The following is a 19,240-nucleotide window of genomic DNA, read 5'->3' on the forward strand; positions in this document are numbered from 1 at the left end:
TTAAAGGAGCCTATATTTATCAGTGTTGTAACTAATATTATTACATTTAAAACTTAATTAAACCTTGTTTAAGGTCGAAATTACTATCATATTATAGTAAATACCTAAAAATTCAGATAAATCTAGAAAAAAGAAATTAATTTATTAAAAAAGCAGTCTTTTTTAGTCTTGGTTAAGAAGACCAATGTATAATACAAGTATTCCAAATAATACTCTTTTTGTAACATCTTTAGTCCTCACCAATGTGAGGACTTTTTAAAATCACAAAATGTTATAATATAAGAATGAGCAAATAATTTAGTTTTAAAGGGGGGAATATATGAGCAAAGTAAATGAAATAGGTGTTACAAGTGAATTCGCGCCACTGAGACGTGTAGTTTTAACACAATCTGAATTTATCTTGCCTCATGAGGAACACACCAATGATGATGGGTCCTTCCTTGAAGATGATGTTCTTGATATGTTTAATAACAAAGACACCAGTGGAAAAAATTACGCAGAAGTATTCCCTGAAAGACAAAGACAATGGGAAAAAGAGCGTGCACAACTACAAACTTTGTTAGAAAAATATAATATTGAAGTTTTACGTCCACGTCTTCTTACAGATCATGAGAAAGAACAAGGGAAAGTCTTTGGTGCTGCAAACTTTTTTGTACGTGATCCCTTCTTTACGATTGGTCACTCCGTGATTGAAGGTTCTATGCGCTTTTTCCATCGTCGCAATGAAGTTTTACCTGTAAGAAACATGCTCATGGAGAACGTTTACTCTAGTGATGCCTTTTACGTTTCTCTTCCAATGGCAGATACTTCACAAGGAGAAAAGGATGAAAGTGGCCCTTTCTTAGAAGGGGGCGATGTCCTTGTTTTAGGAAAAACAGTATTTGTGGGAAATTCAGGGAAAGCGAGCAATCATAACGGCTATTTATGGCTCAAAGCTTATTTAGCGCATTGGGACTATGAGGTGGTTGAGGTTAAACTTCATCCTGATGTTTTGCATCTTGACTGCGCTCTAAGTCTGGTTAGAGATGGTCTAATGATTGTCTGTGAAGAAGCCTTTTTAACAGGTATACCTGAACAGCTTAAAAATTGGGACAGAATAAATGTTCCTTTTGAAGATATTGCAAGGCTTGCGATAAATGGTCTCCCAATAAATGAAGAGGTATATATTCTAGATTCAGAATTTAAATACATTGGTGAAGCCCTTGAAGCAAGAGGAATACGTCCAGAATACCTTGATTTTAAAATATCCCGAAGCCTGGGTGGCTCATTTAGATGTAGCACACAGCCTTTATTTCGAAAATAAGAAGTATAAGTTTAAAACAGAAAGCCAGCCCTTGGCTGTGATATAATTATCAAATGAACTACGAAAACTATATCTGGGATTTAGGTGGCACTTTACTTAATAATTACGAAAATTCTAGTCATGCTTTTGCTGCAGCACTTTGGCAAAAAGAAGAACGAGTAGTTTTGCATGACGATGTCTATGCGGCACTCAAAGTTTCTACAGCACATGCTGTGGACCAATACGCGCGTCATATACCACAATTTCTTGAAACCTATCGAAAACTAGAAGCAGAAGCTTTGGACAAGCCAATTTTGTTTGAAGGTGCTGCTGATCTTTTGCAGGCTATCGTGAGCCAGAACTGCAAAAACTTTATGATTTCTCATAGAGATAAGCAAGTACTGGATATTCTTGAGGCAGCCCATATTTCTCAGTATTTTACTGAAGTTGTTACCGCTGATAATGGTTTTCCACGTAAGCCAGCACCAGATTCAATAAATTATTTAGTACAAAAATATAAATTAGACCCCAAGAATACGGTGATGATTGGTGACCGTCCTTTGGATATTGAAGCCGGTCGTGCAGCAGGTATTGCGACTATTTTCTTTGATAGCCACCAAGAATACCCCCAAGCGACAAGAAGCATTAAAAAATTATCAGACATTATGGAGTAAACTGAACCACAATGAATACTTTTCTTATATCTAATGAAAAAGCAGTTGGACCAGGCTTTGGCCTTTTCAGTGCCGATCACTTTTTTGCCCTTGCTATTCTAGCACTGATCAGTTTTGGCTTGATCCGTGCTTACCTGCGCGCAAATGATGAGCGACGAAAATTATTACGTTTACTTGTTGCCTCGTTTACCTTGCTGCTTGAAATCATTAGAGATATCATTTTAGTGATGACCCCATCAATTTTTGTACGCAGACTTACCTTTTCAACTGTGTGGGCTTGGTATATTCATTATTGTTTTCGATGCAATGCGTTCCACTAAGACGAGTCGTGAGCTCTTGTATAGCTTAACTTTACCTGGAGCAATTTTTGCACTTGTAACTCCAAACTGGGTAACCAACAATTTCATTAATGTCTTTGTATGGCAGAGCTTTCTGATTCATTGCTTACTTATCTCGTATGTTTTAATGCGTTTGATTGCAGGAGATCTTGTCCCCCAATGGCGTGAACTCTGGCGTCCTGTCATCTTTTTGGCGATTGTAGTGCCCATTTGTGCGGTCCTCAATCAAGTTTGGAATCAAAACTTTTTCTTCTTAAGGACACCAGTTCCGGGGAGTCCACTTGAACCCATCTCTAATATGTTCGGTTCTTATTATATTTTAGGGTTGATCTTTATTGTGCTGATCTTTTGGCTTCTTATTTATCTTCCTTGGTCATGGAAGAAATCACCGAAAGTTCGTATGAATTAAGAAATAAACAAATATATGACATCAAAAAGTGGCGGAAAGCTGCTTTTTTTCTGAAATTATTAGGGTGGAGAAAAAGCTTTTATGGCTCGCACTATATAGTAAAAAAAGCTAAAATGTGCTATAATTATAAGTAAGTATTTTCAAAGAAATGAGATTATTTTGAACGAAGAAAATAAAGAACAAATTGAAAAAATGGCAGAAGAATATGATGCCAGTCAAATTCAAGTTTTAGAAGGACTTGAAGCGGTGCGTATGCGTCCTGGGATGTATATCGGATCAACTTCAAAGGAAGGATTGCACCATCTGGTGTGGGAGATTGTTGATAACTCCATCGATGAAGCGCTTGCGGGATTTGCCAGTCATATTGAAGTGTTTATTGAACCTGACAACTCAATTACAGTTGTAGATGATGGACGTGGTATTCCAGTAGACATCCAAGAAAAAACAGGACGTCCTGCGGTTGAAACGGTCTTTACGATCCTTCATGCTGGTGGTAAATTTGGCGGTGGCGGCTATAAAGTTTCTGGTGGTCTGCACGGTGTGGGTTCATCTGTTGTTAATGCCCTCTCTACACAGTTAGATGTTACTGTGCATAAAGATGGTCAAAAATACTATCAAGAATATCATCGTGGTGTTGTCGTCGAAGATTTAGCTATTATTGGTGAAACAGATAAGCGTGGTACTGTCGTTCACTTTACACCAGATCCAACTATTTTCACCGAAACACAAGTTTTTGACTATGACAAGTTAGTAACACGTGTCCGTGAATTGGCTTTCTTGAATCGTGGTTTGCGCATCTCTATTACTGATAAACGTGAAGGCCAAGAAAACAATCATGCTATGTTCCACTATGAAGGTGGAATTCAATCCTATGTTTCTTTTATCAATGAAAATAAGGAAGTTATTTTTGATACGCCCATCTATACAGAGGGTGAGTTAGAGGGAATTACTGTAGAAGTTGCTATGCAATATACAGGAACTTACCATTCAACAATCATGTCATTTGCAAATAATATCAATACGCATGAAGGGGGTACGCATGAACAAGGTTTCCGTACTGCCTTAACGCGTGCGATAAACAATTATGCAAAAGCTCAAAAACTGCTTAAAGATAACGAAGAAAACCTTACTGGGGACGACGTCCGTGAAGGTTTGACCGCTGTCATTTCTGTTAAACACCCTAATCCACAATTTGAAGGTCAAACCAAAACCAAGTTGGGAAATAGTGAAGTGACAGGTATTGTCAATAAACTCTTCTCAGAAGCGTTGCAAACCTTCATGCTTGAAAATCCTCAAGTTGCGAAGAAGATTGTTGAGAAAGGTATTCTTGCGAGCAAGGCACGTATTGCGGCCAAACGTGCGCGTGAAGTAACGCGTAAAAAATCAGGTTTAGAGATTTCTAACTTGCCTGGTAAACTTGCGGACTGCTCTTCCAATGATCCTAAGCAAACAGAACTTTTCATCGTCGAAGGGGATTCTGCCGGTGGTTCTGCTAAGTCTGGACGTAATCGTGAATTCCAAGCTATTTTGCCTATCCGTGGTAAAATCTTGAACGTGGAAAAAGCAACAATGGATAAGATTTTGGCAAATGAAGAAATCCGTTCCCTCTTTACAGCGATGGGCACTGGTTTTGGCGCTGATTATGATTTGTCTAAAGCACGGTATCATAAACTGGTTATTATGACCGATGCCGATGTCGATGGGGCGCACATTCGTACCCTCTTGTTGACACTTTTCTATCGCTATATGCGTCCTGTAGTTGAGGCGGGGTATGTTTATATCGCTCAACCCCCAATTTACGGAATCAAAGTCGGATCGGAAACAAAAGAATACATCCAGCCAGGGGAAAACCAAGAACGTGAGCTGAAGCTTGCACTTGAAAAATGGTCTCAAGGTCGTGCCAAACCAACAGTACAACGTTACAAAGGTTTAGGAGAAATGGATGATCACCAACTTTGGGAAACAACGATGGATCCTGATGCCCGTCTAATGGCGCGTGTATCTGTAGAAGATGCCGCGGAAGCAGACAAAATCTTTGATATGCTAATGGGTGATCGTGTTGAACCACGTCGCGAATTTATCGAAGCCAATGCACAATACTCTACTATTGACGTTTAATAATTTAAAAACCCTTGTATTTGCAAGGGTTTTGTTATGTCAATTTTCTTATTTTATTGAAAAGGGGCAAGGTGTTAAATGTTATTCAGCGCTTCAATGACTTCTTCCCGAGTTTTTTTAGTGACATGGTTGTAAATCTTTAGTGTTGTATTAGCGTTAGAATGCCCTACACGTTCCATTATAGATTGATATGGGGGCTTCCCTCCTTATTGGTTAAGGATTATCCGTTTGTCTATGAAATGTCTGGAAACAATGGCAAATGGGAACCACACTCAGACTGTAATACCACAGGGAACATATACACACTTTAGTCAGCTTAAAACAGGGGCTATTTTTTTATTACAAAATTGTAAGTGCATGTACAGAAGAAGGGGTGTAAAATAAGTTCTGTAAAATAAAAAAAGAGGTATTTGGAAAAATGAAAAAAATTTTATTGGGATTAGTTGCATTAGTACTTATCATTGGTGGGGGATTTACTTGGTATAACTCTGAATATGGTGGAAAAGACTACTATATTCAAGTGAATAAGGATGGGAAAAAGCTAACTGAAAAAACTCCTAATGGCAATACTTGGCATGGATTTGGCTATAACGAAAAAGGCTTTGATCAGGCAGGACATGAAAAAGATCTAGAATTTACAGCACTTCATAATCTTAGACATGATGCATATTTGAAACTCACTTGGAATCATAAAAATGGGGTCACAAGTTGGGAAGAAGTGCAAAAGAAAGATGTGCCAGAGAAGGCATTGGATAAGATTTAAAGTGAATGAAAATAAAAGTGTTGAAAAAGTTAGGTATATAATGTGAAATGAATTATAGCTTTAAACATCTGCATCCTTCTTTCTTTGGGGAGTTTTTTAGTACATGTTATGTCATAAGTTTAATATTATATACCGTTTTTCCGAACCGTTAAAATAAGGTGAATACTATAATAAGTGCCCGTTCTCAGTAGGCGAGTGTCCGCTTCGGTGTTGCCTTTTTGTTATAAAGCTTTCATCGTTGGAATTATTATAATAATAGAGGGCAGGAAAAACAAGAAGAAACTTTATCAATTTTAGCCCTATCTTGCACGTAGGGTTTTTATGTTATAATTCAATTTAATAGACTAAAATTAATTCAAGGGAATATAAGATGAAAAATGTACTTCTAGTTTTTGGTTCAATTATTGTGATTATAATAGTTACCGGCTTAACTTGGTATAATTCAAGCTATAAAGGGCCCAGCTATTATGTACGAGTTTATGGTGAAGATACCCATGTAAACAAAAAATATATATACAGTAGAGGTGAGGGATCCACTCAATATACCTATCTTCTGAAAGGATATGACCAAAGAGGAGAGAGTAAAGAACTAAAGCTTAATACACTTGATAAAATAAAAGAAAATACTTATTTAGAAGTTTTTCCTAATAGTAAAGGGGAAGTTATCAGTACGGTTGAGCGTAAAAGAAGCGAGGTTCCTAAAAATGCATTGGAAAATCTTGAATGAATGCCAATAAGTAACGTCGTTGTTTATTCTCTTAAACCATCACGCGTTTATCCTTATTCATTGCGATAATACTTTTACCTATAAATTGGGTATTCATTATGTCAGGCTCAGAGCTCAAAAAAGTCCATTTATAAAACTTATAACATGAATGATTCTAGTAAGTTTCCTTCCTTTATGTAAGGGACTGAGCTCTCTTAGCTCAGTTGATAAAGCACTTCACTTGTAACGTGGGGTCACAAGTTCGAACCTTGTAGAGAGCATAGACTTTATAAAATTGGCGGAGACTACCTAGATCATCTGATTCGTAGGGTGGCTTTTTTTATTTAAATTGATTTATCTCTTATTTTAGATGCAATAATATTTACGTCATAGGTGCTTTAGTGTGTGCCCCGTCAGACATATTTATTAAAATAATTAGAAGGGAACACAGAGAATGTTTTAAAGAGGTAAAAAATCTAGTTGATGCTAGTTTTTTTATTTTATTTTTGGCTGGAGTTTTTCAATCAAGTGGAAATTTTCTTGGGTTTTGTAAAAATTGAGAGTGAAGAACAAGTGTGAGTTCCAATTTATTTGATTTTATAATAAAATGAGAATGGAGGGATTTATGAAAAAAATAACACTATTATCTTTACTGGTTTTAGCTTCTTTTTCACTTGCAGCGTGTTCGTCAAACAAGCAAGGAGATGAGAAAAAGACTGAACCAAAGACGGAGGAAAAAAGTAAAGAATCTACAAAAGAAAAAGATGTAACAGCTTCGAATGAAGTAACTCGGGACTCTCATTCACTTTCTAAAAGTTGGGAAGTTTTGACATTAAATCAGAAAATAGCTATTTTAATTCAAAAAGCGAGTAAAGAATTTAACTTCTCTTCTTCGACAGAAGAGGAGATAGAACAGCAAAATTTATCTCATGAATGGCAATGAGTGGAACGATAGATAAAGGGTCAATCCTCATTCCTACAGTTGCTAGTAATGATCCCTATCGAATTTCTACTCAAGAAAACATAGTAACTATTGAAGCTGGAAATGGTAAGGTTCAGCGGAAGCAGTTTACTAAAGAAGAACTTTTTAATGAATTTTATAATAATGATCAAGCGCAGCAAGCGACAAATAAATTAGCCACAAAGATCATACCTGTCGAACAATTAAATGAAATTATTAAAGAAAAATATCATTTAGATACTTTTCCGAACCCAACCCCTGTCCAAGATTTAAACAAAGAGGCTATTTTAAAGGGTGATTTTTCTACGTTGGTTGGAACATGGAAAAACGGAAAAGGTGAAGTACTAGTAATTAATTCTGATAAAAGTGTTACTTGGAATGGTTATGCCATGGTAATAGGTATTCCTAAAATTGATCAAAACTATGAACCCTTTTTATCTTTACGTGCTGATAGTAAAGGCTCTATTGGGGGGGGCAGCAATAGGAATGTTTAAAATCGGTGAGCTCAATAAGTATGGGGACCAGTCAGATACCTCACAGCCAAGGTTAGTAATAACTCAAAATAGTGCAGACTTTCCTGCAGACTTATATTTTTATAGAGATTAATGCTAATTTTACATATCATTTAGTTATTTCAGTTCAACCCTACACTTTGTAGGGTTTTTAATTTAAGGAGCAAAAAAGAGAGAAGGGTATAAAAAACTCTTTTCTATCTATCTAAATTAAAATAAATATAAAACTTTCCATAAACTGGAACAATTTAAAAATCAGGCTTATAATTAAATTAAGCTAGTAAAGAAATAATATCTTATTTCAATTAAGAAGTTTTGAGATATTATAACTGCTTCAAAATGGCAAGTCTGTATGAGACTGTTGGTTCGATTCCAACATGAAGTTATTCCTAAAAAGTGCAGCTGTTTATTATTTTAGGCAAGGTAAAATATGTATTGACGAATATCTATGGCTTACCAAAATTATTAAGATGTCCGCTTTAATATTAAAAAATATTGAACGTACATCGATCAGAAGGAGGGTCAAATGGAAAACATTGTAGACTATTCCAACCGAGTAAACGGAAAAAAGGTTGGAGCAGGTCAATGTGGTGACTTGATGAAAGATTGGTTCATCACAGAAACGGGCAGACAACAACTTGCGAATGATCTGGATGAATGGGGTTATTTTCCGGGAACGGATGCCTATACATCGTGGAACGTAGCAACACAAACAAATTGGGCTGCTATTGGATTTGATGTGATTAATACACCATCATTTAGCCAATTGCGTGCCGGAGATATTTTCTTTATTAGCACAAGTAAAGTTCCAGGGAGTGGGCACACAGGTATTGTTGTGTCCACTGCAGGAAATAATGTAACAACACTTGAACAAAATATTTTGAACGCACAGTATGCCCAACTCCTGCCAGGAGAAAATTCATGGAGTTGGTATGGCTTTGATAAGATTGTTCGTCCGAAAGGTGGGGCACCTTCACCTGGAGATGGTGGTAAAGCAACATCTACAGGTCCAAAAGGTAAAGCACTGATTAAAGACTTTGAAAAGTGTGTTCTAACGGCTTATGATAATAATGATGGTATGATTACTATTGGCTGGGGACATGCAGAACCTAAAGGGTATACTAATCTTGTAGCCGGCGTTACTCGTTGGACACAAGCACAAGCAGACAGTGCATTTGAGAATGACATTAAAAAGTATGAAAAAGCAGTAAATGATTACTTCACGCGAAGTTTCAATCAGAATCAATTTGATGCAATGGTGAGTTTTACATACAATCTTGGCGTAGGAATTTTTGCAAATGATGGCTGGGATAAAAATGCATCTAATGAATATATTTTAGCTTCACTGCCAAAATATATTAATAAGGGATCAGCTCACGAACAGGGACTGATAAGACGTCGAAATGCAGAAATAGCACTATTTAATACACCAGTATCTGGTGGATCAGGAACAGACAAAGGAGAAATTGAAATGTATTTAATTATGACAATTGACACAAAAAACTGGTACGTATCAAACGGCGTACAATGTAAATGGATTAAAAGCGAACGTTTTCTTAACAACTTCCAAAATGATTTTGGAAAGCTTAATCTTCCAGTAGATAAAATGTACAGCACCGAATTGTATAAAGAGTTTCCTAAAGATACAATTATTGTGAAATAAAATTAAGTAACTAAAGTTGGCCTCATCGTCAAGGTTCGATCCCTTGATTAGTTATTACAAGTATCTACATGTAGTACTTGATTTTTTTAAATTATTTATAGTTCCTCTTAAATTTAAGTGACAGGATATGTTAATTTTAGACATGTCTAAAAGGGATATAATGGGAAATTATTCCCTATATAATGAAATAATTTCTAGAATTTAAAAAAGACTATATATGTTATGCCAAAATTAAGTAGTAGTTTTCAAATTCACACTAGACAAATATTATTTGGGTTTACAAATCAATTCCTTTGATTCATAGCGTTTTACTCAAAAGAATGATGAAAAAGATACCAAATACCATATCGCAAAGCTAAAATTTAACCTTTTTTATTCAGCTTTCCTTAAGATATAAGCACTATAATACATACATTCCATAAAAGAGTTGGAGATTTTCAAAAAAATATCTTCGTCCTATTACTCTTTACTAGTATTATCGAAAAAATGGCCGTAAAAGTAGACCACAATTAGGAGGTCTCTTTTTATATGAAAACTTTTCACTCGTATTCTCAATAAAGATAGAGGAGAAAACCTTGAAGAAGTAGGCCTTTTTTATCATAGCAAATTTTTGACAATTGATAATAAAGAGAATATAATACTAACAGTGTTAGATAATTAATAGTGTTAGGAATGGAAGATATGGATTACAATCAAGCAGCAGAAACTTTTTTATCTTGCGTGAAAAGTCGCAGTAAAACTGAAGTTATGAGCCGTTTTAGTAAGTATGCGCATGGAGAAAAACTCGTTTTGGTTGGCCTCTATAAAAATACTGGCTCGCCGATTTTACCTAGTGACATTGTGAAGGAAACCAACATGAGTACTGCGCGCGTAGCAACAATTCTCAATAATCTTGAGGAAAAAGGACTTGTTACACGTGAGATTTCTCGTACGGACCGTCGCAAAATTTTAGTTGCTATCACGGCTAAAGGTCGTGAAGAAGCAGAGCAATCAAGAAAAGAAGCTGTGAGCCGTATTGTGAAAATCCTTGAACGAATGGGCGAAGAACGTACCAAAAGTTTTGTCGAAAATGTCCAACTATTTTTTGATTTAGCAATGGAAATATTTGAGGAGGAAAACGAAAAAGTATGACTGAACAATTAACAAAAGAACAGCCACTCGATATTCATGGGAAACCCTTTAATCGAGGAATTGTTCTTGCACTTATTTTGATTGCTACTTTTGGAGGGATGCTTATGCAAACCTCATTGGGTACAGCAATGCCCACTTTGATGAATGATTTTAATATCTCTTTAGCTACAGGGCAACAAGCCACAACATGGTTCCTATTAGCAAACGGAATTATGATTCCTGTATCGGCATATTTAACAACAAAATTCCCTACACGCTGGTTATATTTGATTTCTTATGCAATTTTATTGGCCGGAATGTTTGTCGCATATTCGGCACCAACTTCGACATGGAGCGTCTTTTTAGGGGCACGTATCATGCAAGCTATTGCCGTGGGTATTTCGATGCCCTTGATGCAGGTAGTTATGGTGAATATGTTCTCACCAAAACAAATGGGGGCTGTTATGGGTGCTATGGGACTTGTTATTGGTCTTGCACCAGCAATTGGCCCTACTTACGCAGGCTGGATTTTAGATAAGGATCATGTCATTTTAGGCTTCACTCTAGAACAATCATGGCGCACAATCTTCTTGATTCCAATGGTTGTTATTGCGATTTGTTGGGTATTGATGCTTATTTTTATGCGTGATATTGTGCCTAACCGTGACATGAAGCTAGATTTTATGTCATTAGTCGAATCTGTTCTTGGTTTTGGGCTCTTTTTATGGGGCTTTACAAATGTAGCCAGCGATGGTTGGGGCGATCTTCAAACGGTTATCCTCCCTATCGTAGCGGGGGTAGCAATCATTGCTCTCTTTGTCCGTCGTCAATTGCATATGGAAATACCTTTCTTAAACGTTTCCGTATTTAAAAATAAACAATTTGCTTTGACAACTGTCGTTATGGCACTTTCGATGATGGCCATGATGGGTGTTGAGATGATGTTGCCTTTGTATATGCAACAAGTCCACGGACTTTCACCTTTGAGTTCAGGTTTGACACTCTTACCTGGTGCCTTGATGATGGGTATTGTGAGTCCACTTGCGGGCGCTGCCTATGATAAAGTAGGTGCGAAACGCTTGGCACGGGTTGGTTTTACCATTTTGGCTATTGGTACGATTCCATTCATGTTTTTGACAACAACAACACCAGAACACTTTATTACCGTGCTCTATGGTTTGCGTATGTTTGGTATTGCGATGGTAATGATGCCTTTAACTGCATCAGCCATGAACGCTCTTCCACGCGAACAATCTGCACATGGTACTGCAGCAAATAGTACAGCACGTCAAGTCGCTTCAGCGGTTGTTGTGGCGCTCTTAAGCTCTGTTACGCAAAATATTATTACCAATTCACAACCTGCAGCTAGCTTGAAAGAGTCTAACCCGCTTGCTTTTGCAGGAGATATGCTAGATGCCATGCTTAAAGGCTATCATGCCTCTTTCGCTATAGGGTTGGCCTTTGCCATCCTTGGGCTCGTGCTTTCATTTTTCCTTCAAGGGCATATTGTTAAAAACAAAAAAGAAGTAGGAGGTGAGAAATAATGATTATCATACTTATTGCTTTATTTACCCTTTTGACTTTCTACGGCTTTATCCACATTGACAAATTATTTTGGCGTGGCCTTGTCGGTGGCTTATCATTAGTTCTCCTTACAGCATCAGTTATGGCTTTGACAATACATATTAAAGATAACTGGGGTATGGAGAAAGTAACTTCTACTGAAACGAAGAAAATTTACACAGCAGGAGATACGAATGCTGCCTTTGGTATGCTTTTAAAAGCAGAAATCGGACAAGATACTAACAATTATGCTTTAGTTTACCGTACACACAAAGAAGATAAAGAACCTGAAGTTCATTTCCAACCTGATCAAAAACATATGGTTGAAACTTTGAAAAAAACAGCAAACTATGAGCTGACATCTGAGTCTGAAGCTAAAGTTGTTACGACAACAGTAAAATGGAAATTTAAAGACAACTTTATGAAGTTCCTTTTCGGTATTGGTGGTGAAGAAGGCAAACTTGTTTCCCAACACGCACGTGCTTACGTGCCTAAGGATACTTGGCTCGTCTTGACCCAAGATGAAGCCAAAAAACTTCAACAAGAAGTACCAGCGATGCAAGCTCAGCAAGAAGCAGCACTGAAAGCAAATCCTGCGCAAGCAAAAGCAATGATGGAACTACAAAAAAACAATCCAGAGGAATTCACAAAACTGCAAGTGAAGCAGATTAAAGAACGCCTCGGTCTTAAAGAATAACAAGAGAGTCTGAATTTATTCAGGCTTTTTTTATGTATAGAAAACTGAACACTCCCCTAATATACGTAAAAAAATAGTAAATGTAACTAAATTGTAATTTTATTAGCGGGGAAATATTGTAAAATAGTGAACATAGAAAGGTTGGTATTATAAAAGTGAACTCTGATAGTAGAAAAAGAATCAGGAACTTGGTGATTGGTGCTCTTCTTACGGCCCTAGGGATTTTAATTCCGATGATTATGCCGGCAAAAATCGTTATTGGCCCCGCATCATTTACTCTTGCTTCACACGTGCCAGTTATGGCCGCTATGTTCTTTAGCCCTTATTTAGCAGCTCTTGTAGCTGTTGGGACCACACTTGGTTTCTTTATTAGTGTCCCAGTTCCCCTTATCTGGATGCGAGCGGCAACACATATTGTAGTAATGACTGCCGGCGCTTGGTTCTTGAAGAAGAATCCAGATTTAGTTGACAAAAAAGTTAAACTACAAGTTTTTAATCTGATTTTGGGAGTTTTCCACGCAGGATTGGAAGCCTTGGTTGTTTTAGCCTTTTACCGTATTGGTTTTGCAGACCTTAACCCTCAAGCCTTGAATAGCTTGCTTATGCTCGTCTTCTTCGGTGGAATTGTTCATAGCTTTGTCGATTTCAACCTTGCATTTGGTTTATGTAAAGTCCTCAATAAAATTTATACTATTGATGTCTTTAAAAATTCAAAATTAAAATCATTAGCAGAATAATATCAGACAATTGCGCTCATGAAGAGCGCTTTTTTGTATCTTCTTCCTTCTTGGATATGATATAATTGAGTAACTATGGAAAAATTATCAGATGCGGAAATGTATACTTGGGAATTTTTGGAAGAAAATAAGTCCAAAGTTCAATTGATGTCAATTACTCAAATTGCGGAAGAAGCACATGTGAGTACAGCTACAATTGTGCGAACGCTCAAAAAAAGAGGATTTGATGGCTTTGCTGATTTCAAAAATTCTCTCAAAAGAAATAAAAATGGAGCCAATGCGGAAGAAAACAAGATCGTTGGTTTGTCTGACGAAGCGAATCAGTATGTTTTTAAGAATTTGATTGAAGTTTCACGAACAATTGGTTTACTCAACCCTGCCGACTTAGAAGCAATTTCGAAAGCATTAGTGGAAACGAAGATGATCATGACAGTAGCGCGAGGCGCGAGTGAAGCTGTAGCAGACGATATGATTCATCGCTTTCAAACACTAGGGAAAAACGCAATCAGCCGTTATTATGACGATATGGAAATGTATGCTGAAAAACTGACTGCAGAAGATATGATGCTTATCGTTTCTTCAACAGGTGAGGAGAAAATTATTGTTTCTGCGGCTAAAAAAGCAAAGAAAAAGGGTGCCAAAGTAATAGTTCTGACAAGTAACTACCGAAGCCAACTGGCCCAAATGAGTGATTATTATCTGCTTGCTTATCAAAGCAAATTAGAGAAAGAGGAACTCTACGGAGATGCTGGAAGTATCTTACCTTTAGAAGTTATCTGTCGTATTATGGTGGATATGTTCACCATCTATCGCGCAAAAGGTACCATCAGATAAAAAAGACAAGTGAATATCTTGTCTTTTTTTTGTAAAGTTTTTCAAGGTGTTTTATGAGAAAGCGAATACATTTTCAGAAATGTTTATGCTATAATAATTGTATTCTTTAAAGATAGCGTTTTCATTAAACGTTCAAATATATCATATCGGAGGACTTATTGTGGAAGAACAACTCTCTACAAGTCAGCAAAATACAGCACAAGAAGTACAGGTAGGCAAAGCCGTTCCTGTCATCCTTTTATTGATGATTTTTTCTTTGGTCATTGATAATTCTTTTAAAATAATTTCCCCTAAACTGGTTGAATATTTCCATGTTTCTGCGAGTACAGTCGCTTGGCAAGTGACCTTAGCCGGATTAGTTATAGGAATGGGAGCAGTTGTCTATGCTTCGCTTTCTGACAGTATTAGTATTCGTTCATTACTTATTTTTGGTATTCTTTTAATTTCTGCAGGTTCCTTTATGGGTTATCTGGTTCATGATAATTATTGGTTGGTTGTTTTTGCACGTGTTATTCAGGCTGCCGGATTGGGTGCTACCGAGACCCTCTATCTTATCTTTGTAGCCCGCTATGTTGCACCAGATAAGCAAAAAAAATATTATGGCTTTTCGACTTCCAGTTTTCAAATTGCGACAGTCATTGGTACTTTGACTGGAGGTTTTATCACGACTCATTTAGCTTGGCAAACACTTTTCCTTGTGCCCTTACTTTCATTATTGGTTATCCCCTTCCTTTTGAAATATCTTCCCAAAGAATCTGGTGAGAAAAAATATATTGACGTGATGGGAATTATGCTTGTTGCAGCTGTTGCTGTTACTGCAATGGTTTACTTGACCAATTTCTCATGGCTTGTTTTAATTGGCTTTATTTTGGCAACAGTTGTTTTCTTACTTTATATTTCGAAAAAGAAAAATGCTTTTATTACGATAGACTTTTTCAAAAATAAATTGTTTGTCTTTACCTTGATTGCTGCACTTTTGATTTATTCGACACAAGCCGCCTTTACCTTGAATACATTTTCATTCTTACTTACAGATGTGTATCAAATGCAATTAGACAGTGTATCTTTGATGTTTATTCCCGCTTGTTTAGCGGCTGCGATTGTAGGAAGTCTTTCAGGAGCAATTGCTTCCAAACTCAATTCATTTAAAGCTGTTGTTGTTTCAATGGTGACTATTGTTGTGACAATTGTACTTGCTGCTCTGTTCATGGGGGCCTCAGTCTTCCTCTTCACCTTCTTACTTATTTTAAGTTCATGTGCATTTGCCATGATGTACGCACCACTCATGCATACAAGTTTGGAAAAAATGCCAGAAGAAAATAAAGGAACGGCTATTGGTTTTTACAATCTTTGTATCAATATTGCAATGTCTATCGGCTTTACTTACTCTTCCCGCTTTATTGATGGTGTGAATCTTCATGTGTTTTCAGCAACAGTGAAAGGACATTATAGTGAAGTACTTCTCATGATTGCAGGTGTAGCCATTGCTGCCTTAGCAGTTTTCATTTTCCTCATCAAAGGGCAACTTCCGAACGAGAAAAGTTTTTCTGCATGAAAGTTTAGCTCTGGAAACCTATTCACCACTAAATAGTTTATAATGATAATATATAGAGTTCACTAAGTAAGGAGAAAATAATATGCCTAAGAAATTTAACCGTGTTCACCTCGTAGTTATGGATTCCGTCGGAATCGGTGCTGCACCAGATGCAGATAAATTTTTCAATCACGATGTAGAAACACACGAAGCAGTAAATGATGTTAATTCGGATACAATCGGCCACATATCAGAAATCCGTGGTCTAAATGTTCCTCATCTTCAAGAAATGGGCTGGGGCAATATCCCACGCGATACAGCTCTAAAAACTGTTCCTGCTGCTGAACAACCCAAAGCTTATGTCACAAAGCTCCAAGAAGTTTCTAAAGGGAAAGACACAATGACAGGGCACTGGGAAATCATGGGTCTGAATATCCAAACCCCTTTTCCAACATACCCTGAAGGTTATCCTGAAGATTTACTTCAAAAAATTGAAGAGTTTTCAGGACGTAAAGTCATTCGTGAAGCCAATAAACCTTATTCTGGAACAGCTGTCATCGATGACTTTGGCCCACGTCAAATGGAAACAGGCGAGTTGATTATTTATACATCAGCCGATCCTGTGTTACAAATTGCGGCACATGAAGATATCATTTCACGTGAAGAATTGTACAAAATTTGCGAATACGTGCGTTCAATCACATTGGAAGGTTCAGGCATTATGATTGGCCGTATCATTGCACGTCCTTATGTGGGTACACCAGGAGACTTTACACGTACTGATGGGCGTCGTGATTATGCCTTGAGCCCATTTGACGAAACAGTTTTGGAAAAACTCTACAATGCTGGCGTTGACACTTACTCGGTAGGTAAAATCTCTGACATTTTCAACACGGTTGGTGTGAAATATGATATGGGACATAATAAAAACGATATGGATGGTGTAGACCGTCTTCTCAAAGCAATGCGCAAAGAAGAATTCGTTGAAGGCTTTAGCTTTACGAACTTGGTTGATTTCGATGCAAAATATGGTCACCGCCGTGATGTAGAAGGTTATGGACAAGCTATCGAAGACTTTGACGGACGTTTGCCTGAAATTCTTGAAGCGATGCATGAAGATGACTTGCTCATGATTACAGCTGACCACGGAAATGATCCAAGCTATGTAGGTACCGACCATACACGTGAATATATTCCCCTTGTGATCTTCTCACCTTCATTGAAAGAACCAAAAGTTCTACCTTTGGGACACTTCGCAGATATCTCTGCTACAATTGCAGATAACTTTAACATTGACAAGGCTGAAATCGGGGAATCCTTCCTTGAAAGCTTGGTCTAATACATGACTAAAAAAGTTTTTTGTCAGTCTTGCGGTATGCCTTTAGCTCAAACGGCCGATTTTGGAACAGAAAGTAACGGTCAAGCAGCTACTGAATATTGTAGATACTGTTATCAAAATGGGGCTTGGACACAACCCAACATTACTTTGGAAGAAACAATTGCTTTAGGAAGTAAAGCCTTGGATCAACTGGAAATATCAGGATTTAAAAAATGGCTCCTCAAGTCACTTTACCCGATGCCAATAAAGGGCTTGAAGCGCTGGAAAAAATAAAAATTAAAGGAACACAAAAATGGAATTGAAAATGAAGTTAGCGGAAACGACAAAATACCTCAAAGATCAGGGTGTTGGCGCTATTGATGTTGCCCTTATCTTAGGGTCAGGTTTGGGAGAATTAGCGGGTGAAATTGAAAATCCTGTTATTATTAAATATGAAACAATCCCTCACTTCCCTGTTTCAACAGTTGTAGGTCATGCGGGACAACTCGTTTATGGCGATCTGTCTGGCAAGAAAGTCATTGCTATGCAAGGGCGTTTCCATTTCTATGAAGGCAATTCAATGGAAGTTGTGACTTATCCTGTACGTGTTTTCTCAGCTCTTGGTACACCATCCATTATTGTTACCAATGCTGCAGGAGGGGTAAATAAAGACTTCGCGCCGGGTGACTTGATGATCATTAACGACCATATCAATTTCATGGGAACAAACCCATTGATTGGCGCTAATGACGATGAAATCGGCCCTCGTTTCCCAGACATGTCACAAGCTTATGATAAAGCTTATCAGGCGCTTGCTAAGGAGACAGCAGCAGAAATGTCAGCCAAGGTTCAAGAAGGGGTCTACATGGGCTTCACAGGGCCTACTTATGAAACACCAGCAGAAATCCATATGGCTCGCACGATGGGCGCTTCAGCAGTGGGAATGTCAACTGTTCCTGAAGTTATTGTGGCTGTTCATTCGGGAATGCGTGTTTTGGGCATTTCATGCATTACTAACTTGGCTGCAGGTATGCAAAGCGAACTTAACCATGCGGAAGTTGTGGAGACAACAGAACGTGTGAAAGAAACATTTAAAACACTTGTTAAGAATATTTTAGTGAAAATGTGATAAAATAAGAGAAAACGTGTTAGCGTTTTCTTTTTTTAGTGGAGAAAGCGGGCACCAAAATAACCTAAACACAAGGAGTAACTATGTCAGTTCATATCGAAGCTAAAGAAGGTCAAATTGCAGATAAAATCCTCTTGCCAGGTGATCCACTGCGTGCCAAGTTCATCGCCGATAATTTTCTCGAGGATGCTCAACAATTCAATAATGTTCGAGGCATGCTGGGCTATACAGGGACCTATAAAGGACACCGAATTTCAGTTATGGGAACAGGCATGGGAATGCCATCAATCTCCATCTATGCCCATGAATTAATCACCGAATACGGTGTCAAAAAACTGATTCGAGTAGGCACAGCAGGTGCGTTAAATGAAGATGTTCATGTACGAGATTTGGTTTTGGCGCAAGGGGCTGCAACGACTTCTCGCATTATAAAAAATGACTGGCCACAGTTTGATTTGCCGCAAATTGCTGATTTTGATTTGCTGGACAAGGCTTATCATATTGCCAAAAACTTAAATCTTCAAACTCATGTAGGTAATGTTCTTTCGGCTGACTTATTCTACAGTGATATTGATACACTGGCTATAGGTAAATTAGGTGTAAAAGCAGTAGAGATGGAAGCAGCAGCGCTTTATTATTTAGGGGCTAAACATAATGTTCAAACACTAGGAATCATGACCATCTCAGACAGTCTCGTGACAGGGGAATCCACAAGTGCAGAAGAACGTCAAAATACTTTTACTGATATGATGCGTGTAGGTCTTGAGACACTAATTGTTTAGTGATAAAGCAAAAATAAAAGCCGAACATTCAAGGAGTAAACTTATTAGATTTAGCATTTACAAAGGAAATTTCCAGATGTTTCTGTTAAAATAATAAGAAAGTTATGGAG

Annotated in this window: 20 protein-coding genes, 1 tRNA gene and 1 pseudogene; 21 read left to right on the forward strand and 1 reads right to left on the reverse strand. The window is 37.5% G+C overall.

The window, feature by feature from the left end:
• Positions 1-319: 319 nt before the first annotated feature.
• The 5 genes from PYW30_RS03800 (at position 320) to gyrB (ending at position 4,821) form a co-directional block, all read left to right on the forward strand.
• Positions 320-1,303, forward strand: a complete 984-nt coding sequence (locus PYW30_RS03800) for a dimethylarginine dimethylaminohydrolase family protein (protein ID WP_042218609.1) — start codon at positions 320-322, stop codon at positions 1,301-1,303.
• A gap of 53 nt (positions 1,304-1,356) precedes the next feature.
• Positions 1,357-1,956 carry an HAD family hydrolase gene (locus tag PYW30_RS03805; protein ID WP_014025033.1) on the forward strand — a complete coding sequence of 200 codons (600 nt, stop codon included), beginning with the start codon at positions 1,357-1,359 and terminating at the stop codon, positions 1,954-1,956.
• An 11-nt stretch (positions 1,957-1,967) separates the two neighbouring features.
• The gene (locus tag PYW30_RS03810; protein WP_232254559.1) at positions 1,968-2,276 is read left to right on the forward strand and encodes a hypothetical protein; all 309 of its coding nucleotides are present in this window, start codon (positions 1,968-1,970) and stop codon (positions 2,274-2,276) included.
• On the forward strand, positions 2,200-2,703 hold the full coding sequence (locus PYW30_RS03815) for a YwaF family protein (protein WP_232254497.1): 504 nt from the start codon (positions 2,200-2,202) through the stop codon (positions 2,701-2,703). The genes PYW30_RS03810 and PYW30_RS03815 overlap by 77 nt, the downstream gene beginning before the upstream one ends.
• Positions 2,704-2,862: 159 nt before the next feature.
• Positions 2,863-4,821 (forward strand): DNA topoisomerase (ATP-hydrolyzing) subunit B, encoded by a 1,959-nt coding sequence (gene gyrB, locus PYW30_RS03820; protein ID WP_042218611.1) that lies wholly within the window; start codon positions 2,863-2,865, stop codon positions 4,819-4,821.
• Positions 4,822-4,895: 74 nt separating this feature from the next.
• On the opposite strand, the pseudogene PYW30_RS10690 reads toward gyrB, so the two are convergent.
• Positions 4,896-5,015: pseudogene (locus PYW30_RS10690) on the reverse strand (tyrosine-type recombinase/integrase); the annotation flags it as partial.
• Between the two features lie 224 nt (positions 5,016-5,239).
• On the opposite strand from PYW30_RS10690, the gene PYW30_RS03825 reads away from it, so the two are divergent.
• The 16 genes from PYW30_RS03825 to deoD all read left to right on the forward strand — a co-directional run bounded on the left by PYW30_RS03825 (position 5,240) and on the right by deoD (position 19,130).
• On the forward strand, positions 5,240-5,584 hold the full coding sequence (locus PYW30_RS03825) for a YxeA family protein (RefSeq protein WP_014025030.1): 345 nt from the start codon (positions 5,240-5,242) through the stop codon (positions 5,582-5,584).
• 370 nt (positions 5,585-5,954) lie between these two features.
• Complete coding sequence (locus tag PYW30_RS03830) at positions 5,955-6,311, forward strand: YxeA family protein (RefSeq protein WP_004258174.1); 357 nt, start codon at positions 5,955-5,957, stop codon at positions 6,309-6,311.
• 188 nt (positions 6,312-6,499) lie between these two features.
• A tRNA-Tyr gene (locus PYW30_RS03835) sits at positions 6,500-6,571 on the forward strand.
• 344 nt (positions 6,572-6,915) lie between these two features.
• A complete protein-coding gene (locus PYW30_RS03840; RefSeq protein ID WP_232254496.1) occupies positions 6,916-7,233 on the forward strand; it encodes a hypothetical protein in 318 nt (105 codons plus the stop codon).
• The gene (locus PYW30_RS03845; RefSeq protein ID WP_232254495.1) at positions 7,224-7,745 is read left to right on the forward strand and encodes a DUF6287 domain-containing protein; all 522 of its coding nucleotides are present in this window, start codon (positions 7,224-7,226) and stop codon (positions 7,743-7,745) included. Before PYW30_RS03840 ends, PYW30_RS03845 begins: the two co-directional genes overlap by 10 nt.
• A 544-nt stretch (positions 7,746-8,289) precedes the next feature.
• Positions 8,290-9,426, forward strand: coding sequence for a glycoside hydrolase family protein (locus PYW30_RS03850; RefSeq protein ID WP_080719675.1), 1,137 nt, complete (start codon positions 8,290-8,292; stop codon positions 9,424-9,426).
• Between the two features lie 681 nt (positions 9,427-10,107).
• Positions 10,108-10,557, forward strand: a complete 450-nt coding sequence (locus PYW30_RS03855) for a MarR family winged helix-turn-helix transcriptional regulator (protein WP_042218706.1) — start codon at positions 10,108-10,110, stop codon at positions 10,555-10,557.
• On the forward strand, positions 10,554-12,080 hold the full coding sequence (locus PYW30_RS03860) for an MDR family MFS transporter (RefSeq protein WP_042218615.1): 1,527 nt from the start codon (positions 10,554-10,556) through the stop codon (positions 12,078-12,080). The genes PYW30_RS03855 and PYW30_RS03860 overlap by 4 nt, the downstream gene beginning before the upstream one ends.
• Positions 12,080-12,796, forward strand: a complete 717-nt coding sequence (locus PYW30_RS03865) for a DUF4811 domain-containing protein (RefSeq protein ID WP_023889341.1) — start codon at positions 12,080-12,082, stop codon at positions 12,794-12,796. Before PYW30_RS03860 ends, PYW30_RS03865 begins: the two co-directional genes overlap by 1 nt.
• Positions 12,797-12,951: 155 nt before the next feature.
• Positions 12,952-13,533, forward strand: coding sequence for a hypothetical protein (locus PYW30_RS03870; RefSeq protein ID WP_004258153.1), 582 nt, complete (start codon positions 12,952-12,954; stop codon positions 13,531-13,533).
• Between the two features lie 75 nt (positions 13,534-13,608).
• On the forward strand, positions 13,609-14,367 hold the full coding sequence (locus tag PYW30_RS03875) for a MurR/RpiR family transcriptional regulator (RefSeq protein WP_004258149.1): 759 nt from the start codon (positions 13,609-13,611) through the stop codon (positions 14,365-14,367).
• A gap of 160 nt (positions 14,368-14,527) precedes the next feature.
• A complete protein-coding gene (locus PYW30_RS03880; protein WP_042218619.1) occupies positions 14,528-15,922 on the forward strand; it encodes an MFS transporter in 1,395 nt (464 codons plus the stop codon).
• Between the two features lie 82 nt (positions 15,923-16,004).
• Positions 16,005-17,240 (forward strand): phosphopentomutase, encoded by a 1,236-nt coding sequence (locus tag PYW30_RS03885; protein WP_023889338.1) that lies wholly within the window; start codon positions 16,005-16,007, stop codon positions 17,238-17,240.
• A gap of 3 nt (positions 17,241-17,243) precedes the next feature.
• Entirely contained in the window at positions 17,244-17,513 is a 270-nt protein-coding gene (locus PYW30_RS03890) for a zinc ribbon domain-containing protein (protein WP_042218621.1), read from the forward strand.
• 19 nt (positions 17,514-17,532) lie between these two features.
• Positions 17,533-18,348: a purine-nucleoside phosphorylase gene (locus tag PYW30_RS03895; protein ID WP_042218623.1), complete on the forward strand. Its 816-nt coding sequence runs from the start codon at positions 17,533-17,535 to the stop codon at positions 18,346-18,348.
• An 83-nt stretch (positions 18,349-18,431) separates the two neighbouring features.
• Positions 18,432-19,130 carry a purine-nucleoside phosphorylase gene (gene deoD, locus PYW30_RS03900; protein WP_014024581.1) on the forward strand — a complete coding sequence of 233 codons (699 nt, stop codon included), beginning with the start codon at positions 18,432-18,434 and terminating at the stop codon, positions 19,128-19,130.
• Positions 19,131-19,240: the final 110 nt, after the last annotated feature.

Source organism: Lactococcus garvieae subsp. garvieae, from assembly GCF_029024465.1.
GTDB classification, from domain to species: domain Bacteria; phylum Bacillota; class Bacilli; order Lactobacillales; family Streptococcaceae; genus Lactococcus; species Lactococcus garvieae.